This window comes from Arthrobacter sp. NPDC080082, from assembly GCF_040686595.1.
GTDB lineage: Bacteria > Actinomycetota > Actinomycetes > Actinomycetales > Micrococcaceae > Arthrobacter.
Window position 1 is genome coordinate 99,834 of the sequence record NZ_JBFBKQ010000001.1, and the last position, 17,775, is coordinate 117,608.

Below are 17,775 nucleotides of genomic sequence, written 5' to 3' on the forward strand. Positions count from 1 at the left end.
TCCTATTCTTTCAGTTCCGGGAGCCGGAGGTCCGGCTGCCCGTCTCGGTCTCCCCGGCCAGCAGGGCGGCGACGCGCGGAGCCACGTCGGTGCCGAACAGCTCGATGGAGCGCATCATGGCGGCGTGCGGCAGGGTGCCGTTGCTGTATTTGAGGTCGAAGCGGTCCGCGCCCAGGTTCCGCTTGAGCAGGGCGATCTTCGCGGCCACCGTCTCCGGTGACCCCACATAGAGCGCCCCCTCGGGGCTGCAGAGCTGCTCGAACTCGGCCCGGCCGCCCGGACCCCAGCCGCGTTCGGAACCCAGCTGGTTCCGCTGCGCCAGCCAGTGCGGGAAGAACTCCTCCCGCGCCTCCTCGTCGGTGGCGGCGATGTGACCGGGCGAGTGGGTGGCGACCTGCTGCAGGGGGTGGCCGTACTTTTCCATCGCCTCCCGGTACAGCCCCGCCAGCGGCCCGAAGGCCCGGGGCGCCCCGCCGATGATGGCGAAGATGATCGGGTAGCCGTATTCCGCGCAGCGAAGGACCGACTCGGGGGTACCGCCGACGCCGATCCAGGCCGGCAGCAGGTGGTGCTCCAGCGGCGGGTAGACGCTCAGCCCGTTGATGGGCGCCCGCGTGCGGCCCTCCCACTTGATGGGTTTCTGCGCCCGGACCTTGTCGAAGAGTTCGAGCTTTTCCTCGAACAGGACCTCGTAGTCGGCCAGGTCCAGGCCGAAGAGCGGGAAAGACTCAATGAATGAGCCGCGGCCCAGCATGACCTCGGCGCGGCCGTTGGCGATCGCGTCCACGGTGGCGAAGCGCTGGAACACCCGGATGGGGTCATCGGAGCTGAGCACGGTGACGGCGGAGCCGAGCCGGATCCGCTTGGTGCGGGCGGCCGCGGCGGCGAGGAAGACCTCGGGCGCCGAGACGGCGAAGTCGCGGCGGTGGTGCTCCCCCACGCCGAAGGCGTGCAGCCCCACCTCTTCGGCGAGTTCCGCCTGTTCCAGCAGCTGGCGCAGCACCTGGGCGTGCGGGACCGGCTGGCCGTCCGGGAAGACACCGACGTCGCCGAAGGTGTTCAGGCCCAGCAGGATGGTCTCCGGGCCTACCGGCGCGGTGGGGTTCGCGGCGGACGCGGGATCCGGCTGCACGGCGTGGTTCACCGGGTCTCCTTCAGCCAGCCGGCGAGCTCGGTGGCCCAGTAGGTCAGGACCATGTTGGCGCCGGCCCGCTTGATGCCGAGCACGGACTCGGTGATGGCGGCGCGGCGGTCGATCCAGCCGTTCGCAGCGGCGGCCTCGATCATCGAGTACTCGCCGGAGATCTGGTAGGCGGCCACCGGCACGGGGCTCATGGCGGCGACGTCGGCGAGGATGTCGAGGTAGCTCATGGCGGGCTTGACCATCACCATGTCGGCGCCCTCCTCGAGGTCCAGTTCCACCTCCAGGATGGCCTCGCGCCGGTTGGCGGCGTCCATCTGGTAGGTGCGGCGGTCGCCGGTGAGCTGGGAGTCCACGGCCTCGCGGAACGGGCCGTAGAACGCGGAGGCGTACTTGGCGGCGTAGGCCACGACCGCGGTGTTGGCGTGGCCGGCCTGTTCCAGTGCCTGGCGGATGACGGCGATCTGGCCGTCCATCATGCCGGAGGGTCCGAGCACGTGGGCGCCGGCCTCGGCCTGGGCCACCGCCATCTGTCCGTAGATCTCCAGGGTGGCGTCGTTGTCGACGTAGCCCTTGCCGTCCAGGACACCGCAGTGGCCGTGGTCGGTGAATTCGTCGAGGCAGACGTCGCTCATCACCACCAGCTCGTCGCCCACCTCGGCCCGGACGTCGCGGATGGCCTTATTCAGCACGCCCTCGGGGTCCAGGGAGGCGGTGCCCCGGGCGTCCCGCTCGGCGGGGATACCGAAGAGCATGATGCCGCCCACGCCCAGCTCCACGGCTTCGGCGGCGGCGCGCTTGAGCGAATCGGTGGTGTGCTGCTGCACCCCGGGCATCGACGCGATCGGGTTGGGCTCGGTGAGGCCCTCGCGGATGAAGGCGGGAAGGATCAGTTCGGCCGCGTTGAGCCGGTGTTCTGCCGTCAGGCGGCGCATCGCGGGGGTGGTGCGGAGCCGGCGGGGGCGGTGGGTCGGGAAGCTCATGGCTGGTCCTTCACTGTGGTGGGCGGTCGGGGGAAGTGTGCGGGTGGTTCGGAATCAGGGCGTAAACTACGGCGGCCACCAGCCCGGAGGCGGTGGGTTCCTCGGCGACGGCGGCGACCTCCAGGCCGAGCGCCGCGGCCTGGGCCGCCGTCGAGCGGCCGATCGCCACGAGCCGGCACTCCCCCAGCGGGGTGAGTCCGGAGTGGATCCGCCGGGCGGCGCTCGGGGAGGCGGCGACGACGGCGTGCAGGGTGCCGGCGTCCACCGCGTCCCGGGCCTGGGCCGGGGTCAGGACGGGGGCACCATGGCCGGGTTCCCGGGCGGAGGGTCCATCTGTGGCGGCGGTGGTGGCGATGCGCCGGCGCGGGTCGGCCGGGTAGTCCACCGTGCGGTAGGCCGTGACCGCCTGGACGGCGGCGCCCCGGGCGGCGAGGCCGCGGCGCAGGGCCGGGTCGGCGATGTCGGCTTGAGGCAGGAAGACGCTGCCGGCCCGGTCGGGCCAGATGTCCAGCAGCCCGGCTCCTGACTGTTGCCCTGTCGGGGACAGGTCGACGGGGATGTCCAGTGCTTCGAGGACGCGGCGGGTTGCCGGGCCGATCGCGGCGATCTGCAGGCTGCCGGGAAGCCAGGCGTTGAGCGCGGAGCCACGCTCGGCGGCCAGTTCCTGGAGGACCTGGACGGTGGTGACGCTGCTGACCACCAGCCAGGTGTAGGCGCCGGCGCCGAGGGCGTCGAAGGCCACGCCCAGGGAGTGCTGGTCGGCGGCCTGTTCGAAGTCGATCAGCGGCAGCAGCAGCGGTTCGGCGCCGGTGGCGCGCAGCGCGGAGACCAGCGCCCCGGCCCGGTCCGGGCTCCGGGTCACCAGCACGCGGGCGCCATCCAGCGGCCGCGGCACGGCGGTGCCGTCCGCCCCGGAAGTGGCGCTGCGGCGTCCCATCAGGCTGGTGGTCCTCCTCAGGAAGCGGTCAGGTCGGCGATGTCCGCCGCGCCGGCCGCGAGCAGTGCCTCGGCGAGCTCGATGCCGAGCAGGGTTGCGCCCACCTCGGTCAGCCCGTCGGTGGCCTTCTTGTCCCGGACGCTGGCGGTACCGTCGACGGCGCAGACCACGGCGTCCAGGTGCAGCATGCTGCCCTTGCGGTAGGCGTAGGCGCCCACCGGGGCGGCGCAACCGGCCTCGAGCCGGGCCAGCAAAGCCCGTTCGGCGGTGACGGCCAGGCGCGTGTCCGGGTCATCCAGCGCCGCGAGGGCCTGGGCGAGGACGCCCTGGGAGCCCTCGGTGGACCCGGCCTTGCGCGGGGCGTCGGCGGTGCGGCATTCGATGGCCAGCGAGCCCTGCCCGGCGGCGGGGAGCATCACGTCGGGGTCGAGGTATTCGCTGACCGCGTCAAGCCGGCCGATGCGGTGCAGTCCGGCGGCGGCCAGCACGACGGCGTCGAGGTCGCCGGACTTGCCCGGCACCACGGCGTCGGTGGCGTTACCCGGCAGCCCGGGCACGCGGCCCAAGCGGGTGTCCACGTTGCCGCGGATATCGCGGATGTCCAGGTCCGGGCGCGCTGCGCGGAGCTGGGCCGCACGCCGCGGTGAGCCGGTGCCCACCGTGGCGCCCGCCGGCAGCTGGGCGAGCGTGAGTCCGTCCCGGGCGCAGAGCACGTCGCGGACGTCCACGCGCTTCGGGGTCGCGGCCAGGCTCAGGCCGAGGGCCGGGCCGACGGGCAGGTCCTTGAGCGAGTGCACGGCCACATCGCAGGCGTCCTGGAGCAGGGCGTCGCGGAGGGCGGCAACGAAGACGCCGGTGCCGCCCATCTGGGATAGCGGGCCGGTGAGGACGTCACCGTCGGTACGTATGTGCACCAGCTCCACGGGGAACCCGCCGACGGCCGCCAGCTGGTCCGCGGTCTGCTGGGTCTGGGTGAGGGCAAGCTTGCTGGCCCTCGTGCCGATCCGGACGGTCACGGCGCGGGGTGCCCGGTCACTTTGGCAGCCGCGGCGGCGTCCGGGTAGGGATCGTGGCCCGTGCCGACGGTGGTGTCGGCACCGGAGATGGTCGGCTTCTCACCGCGGAAGTTGGCGCAGCAGCCGGGGCGGCAGACGTCGTACCATGGGCCGAGCTTGGTCAGGTGCGGACGCTCGGTGATGGTGTTGGAGCTGGTCCGTTCCGAGATCAGGTCCACGATGCCGGCGACGAACTTGCGGTGCGTGCCCGGGGTGGGGACGCGGGTGGCGGCGACGCCGAGCTTTTCGCAGGTCTCGAGGGCCTCGGTGTCCAGGTCCCAGACGACTTCCATGTGGTCGCTGACGAAGCCGAGCGGCACGATCACGACGCCCTTGACGCCCTGGCTGGCCAGGTCCTCGATGGCGTCGTTGATATCCGGTTCCAGCCACGGCACGTGCGGGGCGCCGGAGCGGGACTGGTAGACGAGGGACCACGGGGCGGTGTCACCGGTCTGGGCTTCGACGCGGCGGATGACCTCGCCGCCGGTGGCGAGGTGCTGCGCGGCGTAGGCGGAGTCCTGTTCGAACCGGCGCGGTTCGCCCTCGGAGCGGCCGGACGCCTCGGCGTCGCGGGTGGGGATGGAGTGGGTGGCGAAGAGGATGTGCACCGGGGCGTCCGGAGTTCCGGCGGAGGCCAGCTGGGCGCGGACCTCGGCCAGGCCGGCGGCGGTGCCCTCGACGAACGGTTCGACGAAGCCGGGGTGGTCAAAGTACTGGCGGACCTTGTCCACCTCGAGCTTGCCGTCCAGGCCGGTCTCGGTCAGGGCCATGCCGATGTCCTCGCGGTACTGGCGGCAGCTGGAGTAGCAGGAGTAGGCGCTGGTGGTGATCATCAGGACCTTGCGGTGCCCGGCGTCGTAGATTTCCTGCAGGGTCTGCGGGATGTAGGGGTCCCAGTTGCGGTTGCCCCAGAACACCGGCAGTTCGATGCCGCGCTTGGCCAGCTCGGTCTCCATGGCGGCCTTGAGCTCGCGGTTCTGGGCGTTGATGGGGCTGATGCCGCCGTTGGCGCGGTAGTGGTGGGAGACCTCTTCGAGGCGCTCGTCCGGGATGCCGCGGCCGCGGGTGACGTTGCGCAGGAAGGGGATGACGTCTTCCTGACCCTCGGGGCCGCCGAAGGAGGCGAGGAGCACTGCGTCGTAGTCCTTGGGGGCCATGCGGCCCGCCTCGGTGACGGGGTTGACGGAGGTCAGGTCGGTCTCAGCGGTCACGTTGCTCTCCAGCGTCATTGCGGTTTCCTTGGGGTCGAGCGGGCTCATGCGAGGACTTCCGCGACCTCGGCGGCGCTGACGCGGCGCCCGGTGTAGAACGGGACTTCCTCGCGGACGTGGTGGCGGGCCTCGGTGGCGCGCAGGTGGCGCATCAGGTCCACGAGGTCCACCAGTTCCGGGGCTTCCAGGCCGAGAATCCATTCCCAGTCGCCGAGGGCGAAGGAGGACACGGTGTTGGAGATGACCTGGGGGAAGTCGCGGCCCAGGAGGCCGTGGTCGCGGAGCATGGCGCCGCGCTCGGCCTCGGGCAGCAGGTACCACTCGTAGGAGCGGACGAAGGGGTAGACGCAGAGCCACTCGGCCGGTTCCACGTTCCGGGAGAAGGCCGGGGTGTGGTTCTTGGCGAATTCTGCCTCGCGGTGGACGCCCATGGCGGACCAGGCGATCCCGGTGCCGGCGAAGAGCTTGCTGCGGCGGATGTCGCGGATCGCGCGCTGCAGCGCCTCCGGCTGCGGGCCGTGCAGCCAGACCATGATGTCCGCGTCAGCGCGCATGGCGGAGACGTCGTAGCTGCCGCGGTGGATCACGCCGTCCTCGGCAAGCCGGCCGAGGAGTGCCTCGAAGTCCTCGGCCGCATCGCCGCTGCGGAGGACATCGGAGGAGCGCTTGAAGACGGTCCAGAGCGTAAAGAACTGCTCGGCTGATTCTTCGGTTTTGGTGACAGATTCGGCAGAAGTGTGGCTCATATGTACCAGTCTGCCCCCTCCCCGAGACGAAGTCGAAACAGGGAACTTCTACAAGCGGTAGAAGTGATGAATGTCACACAAGCGGCCTCGGAGCCGGGCGTGTCAGGCCCGGCGCATCCGGAGGTAGACGGCGCCGGCGCCGAGGGAGACGGCCACCAGGCAGATGCCCCAGCCCACCAGCGCGGAGCCGCCGAAGGGCTGCACGTCGGAGGCGGCCTGCATGCTGTCGCCGGACCGGGCGCCCGCGGCCGGGGCGGCCTTCGCGGCTGCCCGGGTGCTGGCCGACGTCGGGCTGCCCGCGGGCGTGGGCGTCCCGGCGGCCCCGGGGGCCGCGGTCGCCGTGGCGGCGCCCGGAGTGGCGGGGGCTTCGGTGGGAGCCGGCGCCGGTGCGATGCCTGCCCCGGCCGCCGGGGCAGCGGGAACGGCGGGGGCCGGGACAACCGGCGCCACGGTTCCGGGCGCGGCGGGAGCCGTGGTTCCGGGTGTGGCAGGGGCCGGGGTTCCGGGGGTGGCGGGAGCGGGTGCCGACGGTGAGGAGGGCTGGCTGGGGGTGCCGCCGGGCGAGGGCGAAGAGGACGATGGCGGGGCGGTGCTCCGGGTAGGGGTGGGGCTGGACCCGTCGTCGGAGGTGGGCGACGGTGACGGGGTCCACGAGCCGCTCAGTCCGTCGATGAGGCCGCCGAGGCCCACGGAGACGGACGCGGTGGGGGCATCGGGGCTGGGTGTGGGCGTTGCAGCCTGGGTGGCGGGGACTCCCGCCGTAAGGACCAGCACCGCTCCGAGCGCCGCTGCTGCCGTGCCGCGCCGGAGTCCCCCATGGCCGGCCGGCGAACTAAAATCTTCGGACCTGTGCGTAACCATGGTCATCGACTGTAGCGGCCCGTCAGGGGGCGGGGAAAATTTGCCGAACCGTTATTTTGCCGCTAGCGGAGGCAGGTCCGGATCCCTCACAGGAGGCCGCGGGACCACGTTCAGGGTGCGGAATCCCGGGCGACGGCGGGCAGCAGCGGGGCAATCTGGCGGGGGGTGTCCGCGACGATCGCGGCGAGGCCGTTGCCGGCGACCCAGCCGCCGACGACGGCGAGGTCCCCCTCCGCGGCGCAGAGTTCCCGGACCCGGGCCACGCGCTGTTTGTGTCCCAGGGACGCGAACGGCAGGGCACCCGCCCAGCGCACCACATCCCACCCGGCGAGGTCGTCGCGGGAGAGTCCCACGCCCAGCAGCGTGGAGGCGTCCCGGAGGGCCGCGGCCAGCAGGTCCGCCTCGGCGTCGGGTTCAGGTGTTGCTCCCGCGGGTGCGCTCCCCGGGGCACCCGTCGTGGCGCCCCGGCCGTAGGAGAGTCGGAGGACGTGGCGGCCCGGGGCGGTGGATTCGTCCAGCCAGGCCCACTTGGCGGTGGCGTGGGTGAGGGCCTTGGCCTGGATGCCGGGGCTTTGCGGGGCCACCAGCACGCCCGTGCCGCGCGGGGCGGTATCCAGCTCGGACCGGTCCAGCACCAGGGTGACCAGCTTGACGTCCGGGCCGGCCTCGGGACGCAGGGCGGTGATTTCGGGGAGGACACCGGAAAGGAGGCCGACGGCGGCCGGGCCCTCGACGGCGACGACCAGCCTCCCGGCCTCGTACTCCTCTCCCCCTGCGGTGACCTGCCAGCCGGTGGGGGTCCGCCGGACCCCGGCGGCAGGGGTCCCGGCGCGAAGCGTGACGCCCAGGTCCGTGAGCTCGGCCAGCAGCGCCGTGACCAGCGTGTGCATGCCGCCGCGGAGGCCGGCGACGGCGGAGCCCGCCTTCTGCAGGGCGGCGCTCCCCTGCGAGGCAGTACTCTCCTGCGGACCCGCAGGGGTGGCGGTGGTGGAGGCCCGGCGCTGGGCCTTGACCGCAGCGGCGAGGGAGCCGTGGGCGCGCAGGCTGGCGCGCAGGCCGGGGGCCACCATGTCCACGTCGAGCAATGCCGGGTCCGCAGAGTGCACGCCGCCCACCACCGGCGAGACCAGCCGGTCCAGGACGCGCCGGCCCATCCGGGCGCGGACCAGGGCCGCGACGCTGGTGGCGGCACCCCCGGTTCCCACGGAGGCCGGCAGAAGCGTGTCGACCCAGGCGCGGAGGGAGCCGGCCAGGCCCAGGGTGCGGCGGACTTCGGGGTCCCAGGGGTTCGCGGGGATGCCCAGCACGCCGGTCCTGGGCAGTTCGCGCGGGCCTTCGGGCAGTTGCACCCAGGCCCCGCCCGGGTTCGGGGCGACGATCTGCGGCCCCAGGCCCAGTTCACGGGCCAGCGCGGCCACAGCGTTGGAGCGGGTGGCGAAGGATTCGGCGCCGCTGTCCAGGGTCAGGCCGGCGACCACGTGGCTGCCGACGCAGCCGCCCCAGGTTCCGGTGGCCTCCAGCACCGTGGTGCGGACGCCGGCCCCGGCCAGTTGGCGGGCGGCCAGGAGTCCGGAAATGCCGCCGCCCACCACAACCGCGGTGGGGGCGGGGGTGGCGGACTTGTCGTCGGGGGCCACGGGGCTCACTCGGGGGCGATGGAGTGGATGAGTTGCACCACGCGGGTCAGGACGTCCGGGTCGGTTTCCGGCGGGACGCCGTGGCCCAGGTTGAGCACGTGGCCGGGGGCGGCGGCACCCGCGGCGATGACCTCGCGGACATGGGCCTCGAGCACCTCCCACGGGGCGGCCAGCAGGGCCGGGTCGATGTTGCCCTGCAACGGCACGGTGCCGCCCAGGCGGCGGTTCGCCTCGTCGAGGGGCAGGCGGTAGTCGACGCCGACGACGTCGACGCCCACGTCGCGCATGGCGACCAGCAGTTCCGAGGTTCCGGTGCCGAAGTGGATCAGCGGGGCGCCCAGGTGGCGGACGTGGTCCAGGGCCCGGGCCGAGGCGGGGGCCACGAAGCGGGTGTAGTCGTTCAGGCCGAGGGAGCCGGCCCAGGAGTCGAAGAGCTGGGCGGCGGAGGCGCCGGCCTCGAGCTGGGCGCGCAGGAACATGCCGGAGGCGTCGGCGGCCCAGTTGGCCAGCGCGGTCCAGGTCTCCGGGTCGGCGTGCATCATGGTGCGCGGGCCCAGGTGGTCGCGGGAGGGACGGCCCTCCACCATGTAGGCGGCCAGCGTGAAGGGGGCCCCGGCGAAGCCGATCAGCGGGGTGGTGCCGAGCTCGGCGACGGTCAGCCGGACGGCCTCGCGGATCGGTTCCAGCGCCTCCCAGGTCAGGGTGGGCAGGGCCGCGACGTCGGCGGCGGTGCGGACCGGGGTGTCCAGGACGGGTCCGACGCCGGGGACAATGTCGACGCCGACGCCGGCCAGCTTGAGCGGGATGACGATGTCGGAGAAGAAGATCGCCGCGTCCACGTCGTGCCGGCGGACCGGCTGCAGGGTGATTTCGGAGGCCAGCTCGGGGCGCAGGCAGGAATCCAGCATGGCCACGCCCTCGCGGACCTTCAGGTATTCGGGCAGCGAGCGGCCGGCCTGGCGCATGAACCAGACGGGACGGCGGGAGGGCGTGCCGCCGCGGTAGGCGGTGATCAGCGGCGACCCGGAGGTGCGGCTGTCCATCAGGGGGTGGCCGGCGTCGAGCCCGCCCTGGGCGCCGGGGGTGCCGTCCGTTCCGTCCAGTGTCGAGTCGTGGGGTGCCGCCGCGCGTGAAGTCATGCCTCTGATTCTGCCCAAAACCGGCCCCAAAAGATAACGACAGGCTGTCAAACGGCGGCCGCGGGCGGCGGATGTGCTGCGGCTCACAGCCGGGAGTGCCCAGTCCCACGTCCGGAAACTCTTCTACCGGAGCACGAAAAAGCTATGATGGTCGTGCTGTGGTTCTTTTCTCATTGGTGGCTACACACGCCGACATCGATCTCGAGACCGTTGCTCAGTTGAGCACCGGTGCCTCCGGCCTTGCCACTTCAGCCCTCGCAGAATCCCCTGCCGTCGCCGGCGCCGTCGTACTCTCCACCTGCAACCGATTCGAGATCTACGGCGAGGCACCGAACCCCGACGACGTCGAGGCGGCCCGCGCCGCCCTGATCTCCCGGATCAGCGACGCCAGCGGCCTGAACAAGCAGCTGGTGTCCCGCGCCTTCAACACCCGTACCGGCGCGGACGTCAGCCGGCACCTCTTCGCCGTCAGCTCCGGGTTGGATTCCGCCGTCGTCGGCGAACGCGAGATCGCCGGCCAGGTGCGCCGCGCCTTGATCTCCGCCCAGCACGAGGGAACCGCCAGCTCCGGCCTGGTCCGGCTCTTCCAGGCCGCCTCGAAGACCGCCAAGGACGTCGGCGCGCAGACCGCCCTCGGCTCCCGCGGCCTCTCGATCGTCTCCGTCGCCCTCGACCTGGCCACCGACCTCTCCGAGAGCAACGACTGGGCCGGCAAGAAGGTCGTGGTCTTCGGCACCGGCGCCTACGCCGGCGCCACCATGTCCCTGCTGCGGGAACGCGGCTGCACCGACATCTCCGTCTTCTCCTCCTCCGGCCGCGCCGCCGGATTCGTCGCCACCCGCGGCGGGACCGCCCTGGACAGCGACTCGCTGCCGGGCGCCGTCGCCGCAGCGGACATCATGATCGGCTGCAGCGGCTCGGACAGCCGGGTCGAGGCGGACGAGCTCGCCCGCATCCGCTCGGCCTCGCCGCAGCCGCTGATCGCCATCGACCTGGCGCTCACCCACGACTTCGACCCCGCCGTGGCCGAGCTCGACGGCGTCGAACTCCTCACCCTCGAATCGGTCCGCCTCGCCGCGCCGCAGGAGCAGGCCGAGTCCCTGACCCAGGCCAGCGGCATCGTGGCCGGCGCCGCCACCGCCTTCGAGCAGGAGCGGGAGGCGCGGTCCGTGGACTCCGCCATCGTGGCCCTTCGCCGGCACACCATGGACGTCCTTGACGCCGAGATGGAGAAGGTCCGCGCCCGTCACGGCTGCACCGCCGCCGCCGAGGAGGTCGAGTTCGCCCTCCGCCGCATGGTCAAGCAGCTGCTGCACGTCCCGACGGTCCGCGCCCGTGAGCTGGCGGCCAACGGCCAGCAGGCCGACTACGTCGCAGGCCTCGAGGCCGTCTACGGCATCACCGTCGAACAGCCCGCCCAGCCTGCCGCCGGCAAGGCACCGCGGGCCGCGGAGGCCGGCTGCCCGGTCGACCACAGCGAATCTGCCTGACGAACTCCCTGCTTGGCGTTTGTCCCCCTGACCGGCCCCCGGTGTTTCTCCCCCCCGGCCCTCCCGCAGCCGCTGACTACGCGAACGCGTTGATGCCGGTCAGTTCCGCCGACTTCTGCCACAGCCTTTCCGCCGCCTCCCGGTCGATCGCGTGGGCGTCAACGCCGCGGACCCTGGCCTCCGGGGAGCCCGGCACGGTGCGCTCCGCGATGTCGCAGTCCTCGCAGTAGACCCCGCCCATTCCCGCCAGCCGCGGTGAGGTGGCGGCCCAGACCGAGGTGGCCGTGCCCTGCTCCGGGGTCTTGAAGCGTTCGTTGACGTTCCCGGCCTCGTCCATCCAGCCGGAGGCGATCATTTCCTCGCGGGGCAGGTGGCGTTGCAGTTCGGTCATGATGCCGCCGGGGTGGACGGCGAAGGCACGCACTCCGGAGGACTTGCCCAGGGCGTCGAGTTCGACGGCGAAGAGCGCGTTGGCCGTCTTGGCCTGGCCGTAGGCCTGCCATTTGTCGTAGCCGGAGTCGAAGTTCAGGTCCTCGAACCGGACCGGCGAGAGCTTGTGGCCGGTGGAGGACAACGCAACCACCCGGGCCCCGTCCCCGGCGGACAGGGCGGGCCACAGCAGGTTGGCCAGGGCGTAGTGGCCCAGGTGGTTGGTGGCGAACTGTGCTTCCCGGCCGGGCCCGACGAGGGTCTCCGGGCTGGCCATGATGGCCGCGTTGTTGATCAGGATGTCCAGGCTGCCGGCCTCTCCAAGGAAGCCGGAGGCGAGGAGGTCCGCAGCGAAGCTCCTGACGCTGTCCAGGTCGGAGAGGTCCAGGGCGGCGACGGCCACGCCGTCGAGGCCGGCCTGGTCCAGCACCTCGCGGGCGTGTTCTGGCCGGCGGGCCGGGACCATGACCTTGGCGCCGGCGGAGGCCAGCGCCCGGACCGTTTCAAGGCCCAGCCCGGAATAGCCTCCGGTGACGACGGCGGTCTTGCCGTGCAGGTCGATTCCCGCGACCGCTTCGGCCGCCGTCGTGCGGGGCCCGAATCCGGAGCCGAGGGGGTGCTGCGGGGTGGTGCCGTTGTCCGTGACCATGGAGCTGCCTTTCAGTAGACGGGTTTGCCGGGCTCGACGTCCCGGACCCAGGCGAGGATGCCGCCCTCGAGGTGGCTGACGCGCTCGTAGCCTGCGGCCCGGGCGGCGGCCAGGACGGCCGCGGACCGGGTGCCGGCCTTGCAGTGGAACACGATGTCCGTGTTCTGCGGCAGCTCGGCCCACGCCTCGCCGGCGAGGATCCGGCCCTGCGGGATGAGCCGGGCGCCCTCAATCCGGACGATGTCGTACTCGCCGCTCTCCCGGACGTCCACCAGTTCGAACTGCCGCAGGCCCGCGTTGCGGGAGGCGAGCATGGTGGCCAGCTGGGTGGCGGTGATGGTGTGCCCGGTGTCCGTGCCGGCGTCGGCGGCGGGGGTGATCCCGCAGAACGCCTCGTAGTCGGTCAGTTCGGTGACCCTGGGCGCGTCCGGGTCGCGGGAGACCTTGATTTCGCGCCAGCTGCCGCCCAGGGCGTCGAAGAGCGCCACCCGTCCCAGCAAGGAACGGCCGACGCCGGTGATGAGTTTGACCGCCTCGGAAACCATCAGGGAGCCGACGGCGGCACACAGCATGCCGAAGACCCCGCCCTCGCCACAGGAAGGGACGGACCCGGCCGGCGGCGCCTCGGGATACAGGTCGCGGTAGGTGGGGCCGTGCTGCTCCCAGAACACGCTGACCTGCCCGTCGAAGCGGAAGATCGACCCCCAGACGTAGGGCTTGCCCAGGATGGCGGCCGCATCGTTGACCAGGTAGCGGGTGGCGAAGTTGTCCGCCCCGTCGATGATCAGGTCATAGCCGGCGAACAGTTCCAGGGCGTTGGACGCGTCGAGCCGGACGTTGTGCAGGCGGACGTCAACGAGGGGGTTCAGGGCGGCGATTGCGTCCCGCGCCGACTCGGTCTTGGGCCGGCCGACGTCGGCGACGCTGTGGATCACCTGGCGCTGCAGGTTGCTCAGGTCGACGTCGTCGTCGTCGATGATCCCGAGCGTTCCGACGCCGGCGGCCGCCAGGTACAGCAGCGTGGGTGAGCCGAGCCCGCCGGCGCCAATCACCAGGACCTTGGCGTTCTTCAGGCGGCGTTGGCCCAGGGATCCGATCTCGGGAATGATGAGGTGGCGGGAATACCGTTCCACCTCCGCCGCGGTGAGGTCGGCGGCCGGTTCCACCAGCGGGCCGGGAGCCTGGCCGGCCGCGGCGGAAGTACTGTTCTCGGTCAACTTCGAAGCCATACTTCAATCTATGCCCGAAGTTGCCGCCAGTCATATTACCCCCGCGTATTGTGGAACCAACAGCGAGGAAAGAAGGCCCAGAGTGGTTCATCAGGCACCGGTTGATCGGGGACAGACCGGAAAGCCGGCGGCGCAGCCGCGCACCGGTGGGCAGCGTTCCGCCCGCCTGCCCCGCGATGAACGCCGGGCCCAGCTGCTGGCCGCCGCGCAGGAGGTCTTCGTCGCGAACGGCTACCACGGTGCCGCCATGGATGAGATCGCCGAGACCGCCCACGTGAGCAAGCCGGTCCTCTACCAGCACTTCCCGTCCAAGCGTGAGCTTTACTTGGCGCTGCTGGACAGCCACCTCTCCACCCTCACCGCGCTGCTGCTGGGGGCCTTGAACTCCACGACCGACAACGACGAACGCGTCCAAGCGGTCATGCGGGCCTACTTCCGGTTCATCGCCCACGACGACCAGGCGCACCGGCTGGTGTTCGAGTCCGACCTGGTGAACGACGCCGACGTCGCCCGCCGGCTTGAGACTTTCAACAAGACGTTCGCCGACGCGATCGCCAAGGTCATCGCTGAGGACACCAAACTCCCGCTGCTGGAGGCCCAGCTGCTGGGCCGCGGCCTGTCCGGCATGGCCCAGGTCAGCGCCCGGTACTGGCTGGAAACGGACGGCAACCTGGACCTCGATGTGGCCAGCGACCTGATCTACCGTTTAGCTTGGCGCGGAATCAGCCGCTTCCCGAAAGAGTCCTAGACTACAAATAGAAAACCCCCTTTAGGGGAACGTGAACACTTTGATTGGCTGGGAGGCCTTGCTGTGGAAGTAAAGATCGGCATTCAGAACATCGGCCGCGAAATCGCCCTGGAGTCCGGCCAGGACGCCGACGCCGTGGCGGCGCTGGTCAGCGAGGCCATCGCCAAGGGCACCGAGCTGCGCCTCACCGATGAGAAGGGCCGCCAGGTAATCGTGCCGGCCGGCGTCCTCGGCTATGTTGAGATCGGCGCCGAAGAGGTCCGCCGCGTCGGCTTCGGCGCCCTCTAGGACCCGCTGTGCTCTCCCTCATCGTGGTGGCGATGGTGGCCGTTGCCGCCGGCTTCGTCGTCTGGGCCAATGGCAAGCGGCATGCCAAGTACGGCATCGCCGTACCCGCCGGTGTCGCCCTCACGGTGGGGATGCTCAGCTGGATCATCTTCCAGGCCGCGGGCCTCGGCTATCAGCCGGGCCTGACCTGGATCCCGTGGATCCTGCCGCTGCTGCTCGCCGCGGCCGCCGCGGTTGCCGCCGTCGTGCTCCTGGGCCGGTCCCGCACCGCCCAGGACACGGAGCGGCTGAACGCCATCCTGCGCTCCTAGCCCCCTACAGCGCCTGCTGCAGCACCCAGCGGTTGCCGTCCGGATCGCTGAGGTGGGCGAATAGGACGCCGCCCATGTCCTCGATTTCGCTGACCTCCGCCCCGCGGCCCACCAACTCCGCGCGCGTCGCGGCCAGGTCCGGGGTCACCAGTTGCAGCCCCTCGAGGCTGCCGGGCTTCATCCCGGTCATTCCCGTCCCGATCACAATTGACGCCGCGGAGCCGGGAGGCGTCAGCTGGACCACCCGCATCCCCGGGATGTGTTCGACGTCGTGGTCCAGCACGAACCCCAGTCGCTCGGAATAGAACTCCTTGGCCGCGTCGACGTCGGCCACCGGAACCTGGATCACTTCTAGGCGCATCTTCATGCGCCTAGGCTACCCCGCTCCCCCGGCGGGTAGCCGCGGTCCCTGGCCGCGGTCCCTAGAGGAACTCGGCGCGGCCTTCCATGCCGGAGGACGCCAGCGCGTGCTCGCGGCGCGGGATGCGGCCGGCCAGCCGGGCCAGGCGGCCCGCGGCGACGGCGTGTTTGAACGCCTCTCCCATCAGCACCGGGTTCTGTGCCCTGGTCACCGCGGTGGCCAGCAGCACGGCATCGCAGCCCAGCTCCATGGCCAGCGCCGCATCCGAGGCCGTGCCGATGCCGGCGTCGAGGACCACGGGTACCGAGGCCCGGGAGACGATCAGTTCGATGTTGTGCGGGTTCAGGATGCCCAGGCCGGTGCCGATCGGCGCGCCCAGCGGCATGACGGCCGTGGCACCGAGGTGCTCCAGGCGCAGCGCCAGGACCGGATCGTCGTTCGTGTAGGCGAAGACCTTGAACCCGCGCGCCACCAGCTGTTCGGTGGCGTCGGCCAGTTCCAGGGCGTCCGGAAGCAGCGTCTGTTCGTCGGCGATCACTTCGAGCTTCACCCAGTCCGTCTCCAGCGCCTCGCGGGCCAGTTCGGCGGTGAGCACCGCGTCGCGGGCGGTGAAGCATCCTGCGGTGTTGGGCAGCACCCGGATGTTGCGGTCGGCCAGCAGTTGGAACAGCGATCCGCTCTCGGCCGGGGAGTAGCGGCGCATCGCCACGGTGGTCAGTTCCGTGCCGGACGCTTCCAGTGCGGCGCCGAGGCCGTCGAGGCTGGGTGCGCCGCCGGTGCCCATGATGAGCCGGGAGCCCAGCTCCACGCCGTCGAAGGTCACCGGGTCGCGGTGCGCCGTGGCCTTCACGGCGGGCTCCTGCGCGGTGTCTGCTTCCTTCATGCCGTTCATCCTCCCTGTACCGCGGTGACGAGTTCGACGTCGTCGCCCTCGATGAGTTCTGTTGCGTGCCACCGGCTGCGGGGCACGACCTCGGCGTTGCGCGCGACGGCGACGCCGAGTTTGCGTCCGTCCGTGGCCTGGCCGTTGTCCGCCAGGGGCCGGCCGGTGACGCCGCTGACGAGGGCGCCGACCGTGGCGTTGTCCGGGAGCGCGTGCGGCTTCCCGTTGAGGGTGATGTTCATGCGGTTGTCCTGTGGGTCGCGGGGTGGAGAGCATTGGTAGGGCTGTGCGCCTGGCTGGTCGACTGGCTGTGCTCAGCGTCCGTGTGCGGGCGGTCGAAGCGGTCCGGGAGGAACCCGTCCCACCGCGGGTCCGGGGTGCCGTCCAGCAGCTCCCGGCAGATGGCCGCGGCGGCCGGGGTCAGCAGCACCCCGTGCCGGAAGAAGCCGGTGGCGATCACCAGGCCCGGGACGTGGCCGCCGCCGGCGGCACGGACCCGTCCCAGCAGCGGGGCGTTGTCCGGGGTGCCGGGGCGGGCCCTGGCCGTGGCCTCGTCGAGTTCCAGCTCGGCGACGGCCGGGACCAGCTGCTGGGCGTCGCGCAGCAGCTGGTAGACCCCGCCGGCGGAGACGGCCCGGTCCCGGGCCTGGTCCTCGCGCTGGGTGGCGCCCACCACCACGGTGCCGTCCCCGCGCGGAACAATGTAGACCGGGACGCCCCGGACCAGTCCGCGCACGGTGGAGCTCAGCAATGGACGCAGCCGTTCGGGCACCCGGAGCCGGAGGATGTCGCCGTGGACCGGCCGCAGCGGCAGGGTGAGCCCGGCCGGGAGGTCCTGCAGGGCGGCGGCGCCCAGGCCGTTGGCCACGATGGTCTCGACCGACCGGATCTCCCCTCCCCCGCTGAGCCGCACGCCGGCGACCCGGCCGTCCGCCTGGATTAGGCCCTCGGCCCGTTGCGGGACGGCCCGGAACCCGGTGTCGGCGGCCAGCAGCGCCGTGATCCGGGTGATCAGGCGGCGCGGGTCCACCTGATGGTCGGCGGGGATCTCGAAGGCGCAGGAGATCGCCGGGCTGAGCAACGGTTCGCGGCGGCGGGCCTCCCGCACGGTGAGGGGTCCGACGGACAGGCCGGAGGCCAGTTGGAGGGCGCGCAGGTCCGCGAGCGCCTGGCGGTCCGCGGCGTCGGCGCCCACGGCGAGGGTCGGCGTCGTGAGATAGCCGGTGCCGGCGCCTTCGTCGCCCCCGTCGGCGAGGCTGCCGGCGAAGGCGGGCCAGAGCCGGGAGGACTCCAGCATCAGGGGCAGGAGGCCCTCCTCCTGGTAGTGGAGTTCGCTGACGGGGGCTAGCATGCCGGCGGCGGCCCAGCTGGCGCCGTCCCCGGGGGCGTCGTCGACCAGCGCCACGGTGCGTCCGGAGCGCCGGAGTTCCCAGGCGATGCCGTAGCCGATCACGCCCCCGCCAATCACGGCGACGTCGACGGCGCCGTGGCGGCCGTCAGGCGGGGCCCCGGGGCCGTGCGGCCGGGCCTTAGGGCTGGGGGTGGTGTTCATGGGTTCCTTCCCTACGCCGGTACTAGCCGGATCAGGTCAAGCGGTCGGCTCTGACGCCCTCTCAGCCCTGCGCCGTCACCGGCCTGCGGGGCTCCCGCGGTATGCGCCCAGTTTAGAGGAACTAC

19 protein-coding genes and 1 riboswitch are annotated in these 17,775 nt (G+C 72.0%); of the genes, 4 read left to right on the forward strand and 15 right to left on the reverse strand.

The genetic code is table 11. The features are described from left to right. Window positions 1–10 precede the first annotated feature (10 nt). From AB0O44_RS00385 to hemE, 9 genes are all read right to left on the reverse strand, one after another. The gene (locus tag AB0O44_RS00385; RefSeq protein ID WP_364132967.1) at window positions 11–1,144 is read right to left on the reverse strand and encodes an LLM class flavin-dependent oxidoreductase; all 1,134 of its coding nucleotides are present in this window, start codon (window positions 1,142–1,144) and stop codon (window positions 11–13) included. Continuing rightward, on the reverse strand, window positions 1,141–2,124 hold the full coding sequence (gene hemB / locus AB0O44_RS00390) for a porphobilinogen synthase (RefSeq protein WP_364132971.1): 984 nt from the start codon (window positions 2,122–2,124) through the stop codon (window positions 1,141–1,143). Before hemB ends, AB0O44_RS00385 begins: the two co-directional genes overlap by 4 nt. A 10-nt stretch (window positions 2,125–2,134) precedes the next feature. Next, window positions 2,135–3,061, reverse strand: a complete 927-nt coding sequence (locus AB0O44_RS00395) for a uroporphyrinogen-III synthase (RefSeq protein ID WP_364132974.1) — start codon at window positions 3,059–3,061, stop codon at window positions 2,135–2,137. A 17-nt stretch (window positions 3,062–3,078) separates the two neighbouring features. Then, complete coding sequence (hemC, locus tag AB0O44_RS00400) at window positions 3,079–4,077, reverse strand: hydroxymethylbilane synthase (protein ID WP_364132977.1); 999 nt, start codon at window positions 4,075–4,077, stop codon at window positions 3,079–3,081. Then, complete coding sequence (locus tag AB0O44_RS00405) at window positions 4,074–5,345, reverse strand: ferrochelatase (RefSeq protein WP_364132980.1); 1,272 nt, start codon at window positions 5,343–5,345, stop codon at window positions 4,074–4,076. The genes hemC and AB0O44_RS00405 overlap by 4 nt, the downstream gene beginning before the upstream one ends. A gap of 26 nt (window positions 5,346–5,371) precedes the next feature. Then, on the reverse strand, window positions 5,372–6,073 hold the full coding sequence (hemQ, locus tag AB0O44_RS00410; RefSeq protein ID WP_364132983.1) for a hydrogen peroxide-dependent heme synthase: 702 nt from the start codon (window positions 6,071–6,073) through the stop codon (window positions 5,372–5,374). A 102-nt stretch (window positions 6,074–6,175) separates the two neighbouring features. Beyond that, a complete protein-coding gene (locus AB0O44_RS00415) occupies window positions 6,176–6,847 on the reverse strand; it encodes a hypothetical protein (protein ID WP_364132986.1) in 672 nt (223 codons plus the stop codon). A gap of 197 nt (window positions 6,848–7,044) precedes the next feature. After that, entirely contained in the window at window positions 7,045–8,571 is a 1,527-nt protein-coding gene (gene hemG / locus AB0O44_RS00420; RefSeq protein WP_364132989.1) for a protoporphyrinogen oxidase, read from the reverse strand. 5 nt (window positions 8,572–8,576) lie between these two features. Next, window positions 8,577–9,710 (reverse strand): uroporphyrinogen decarboxylase, encoded by a 1,134-nt coding sequence (hemE, locus tag AB0O44_RS00425; RefSeq protein ID WP_364132992.1) that lies wholly within the window; start codon window positions 9,708–9,710, stop codon window positions 8,577–8,579. A gap of 158 nt (window positions 9,711–9,868) precedes the next feature. Between hemE and AB0O44_RS00430 the strand changes: the two genes are divergently transcribed. Continuing rightward, the gene (locus AB0O44_RS00430) at window positions 9,869–11,200 is read left to right on the forward strand and encodes a glutamyl-tRNA reductase (RefSeq protein WP_364132995.1); all 1,332 of its coding nucleotides are present in this window, start codon (window positions 9,869–9,871) and stop codon (window positions 11,198–11,200) included. A gap of 76 nt (window positions 11,201–11,276) precedes the next feature. On the opposite strand, the gene AB0O44_RS00435 is transcribed toward AB0O44_RS00430, so the two are convergent. Further along, on the reverse strand, window positions 11,277–12,278 hold the full coding sequence (locus tag AB0O44_RS00435) for an SDR family NAD(P)-dependent oxidoreductase (RefSeq protein ID WP_364132998.1): 1,002 nt from the start codon (window positions 12,276–12,278) through the stop codon (window positions 11,277–11,279). An 11-nt stretch (window positions 12,279–12,289) separates the two neighbouring features. After that, on the reverse strand, window positions 12,290–13,507 hold the full coding sequence (gene moeB / locus AB0O44_RS00440) for a molybdopterin-synthase adenylyltransferase MoeB (RefSeq protein ID WP_364133001.1): 1,218 nt from the start codon (window positions 13,505–13,507) through the stop codon (window positions 12,290–12,292). Between the two features lie 82 nt (window positions 13,508–13,589). On the opposite strand from moeB, the gene AB0O44_RS00445 reads away from it, so the two are divergent. The 3 genes from AB0O44_RS00445 to AB0O44_RS00455 all read left to right on the forward strand — a co-directional run bounded on the left by AB0O44_RS00445 (window position 13,590) and on the right by AB0O44_RS00455 (window position 14,854). Beyond that, window positions 13,590–14,255 (forward strand): TetR/AcrR family transcriptional regulator, encoded by a 666-nt coding sequence (locus tag AB0O44_RS00445; protein ID WP_290255737.1) that lies wholly within the window; start codon window positions 13,590–13,592, stop codon window positions 14,253–14,255. 63 nt (window positions 14,256–14,318) lie between these two features. After that, a complete protein-coding gene (locus AB0O44_RS00450) occupies window positions 14,319–14,543 on the forward strand; it encodes a DUF3107 domain-containing protein (protein WP_290255738.1) in 225 nt (74 codons plus the stop codon). 8 nt (window positions 14,544–14,551) lie between these two features. Next, window positions 14,552–14,854 carry a hypothetical protein gene (locus tag AB0O44_RS00455; RefSeq protein ID WP_364133005.1) on the forward strand — a complete coding sequence of 101 codons (303 nt, stop codon included), beginning with the start codon at window positions 14,552–14,554 and terminating at the stop codon, window positions 14,852–14,854. 4 nt (window positions 14,855–14,858) lie between these two features. On the opposite strand, the gene AB0O44_RS00460 is transcribed toward AB0O44_RS00455, so the two are convergent. The 4 genes from AB0O44_RS00460 to thiO form a co-directional block, all read right to left on the reverse strand. Continuing rightward, window positions 14,859–15,221 carry a VOC family protein gene (locus AB0O44_RS00460; RefSeq protein WP_364133008.1) on the reverse strand — a complete coding sequence of 121 codons (363 nt, stop codon included), beginning with the start codon at window positions 15,219–15,221 and terminating at the stop codon, window positions 14,859–14,861. A 55-nt stretch (window positions 15,222–15,276) separates the two neighbouring features. Next, a complete protein-coding gene (locus AB0O44_RS00465) occupies window positions 15,277–16,098 on the reverse strand; it encodes a thiazole synthase (protein ID WP_364133010.1) in 822 nt (273 codons plus the stop codon). 5 nt (window positions 16,099–16,103) lie between these two features. Then, a complete protein-coding gene (thiS, locus tag AB0O44_RS00470) occupies window positions 16,104–16,340 on the reverse strand; it encodes a sulfur carrier protein ThiS (protein ID WP_290255751.1) in 237 nt (78 codons plus the stop codon). Next, complete coding sequence (thiO, locus tag AB0O44_RS00475; protein ID WP_364133013.1) at window positions 16,337–17,650, reverse strand: glycine oxidase ThiO; 1,314 nt, start codon at window positions 17,648–17,650, stop codon at window positions 16,337–16,339. Before thiO ends, thiS begins: the two co-directional genes overlap by 4 nt. Further along, a riboswitch (TPP riboswitch) is annotated at window positions 17,641–17,758 on the reverse strand. Its footprint overlaps the gene before it by 10 nt. Window positions 17,759–17,775 lie beyond the last annotated feature (17 nt).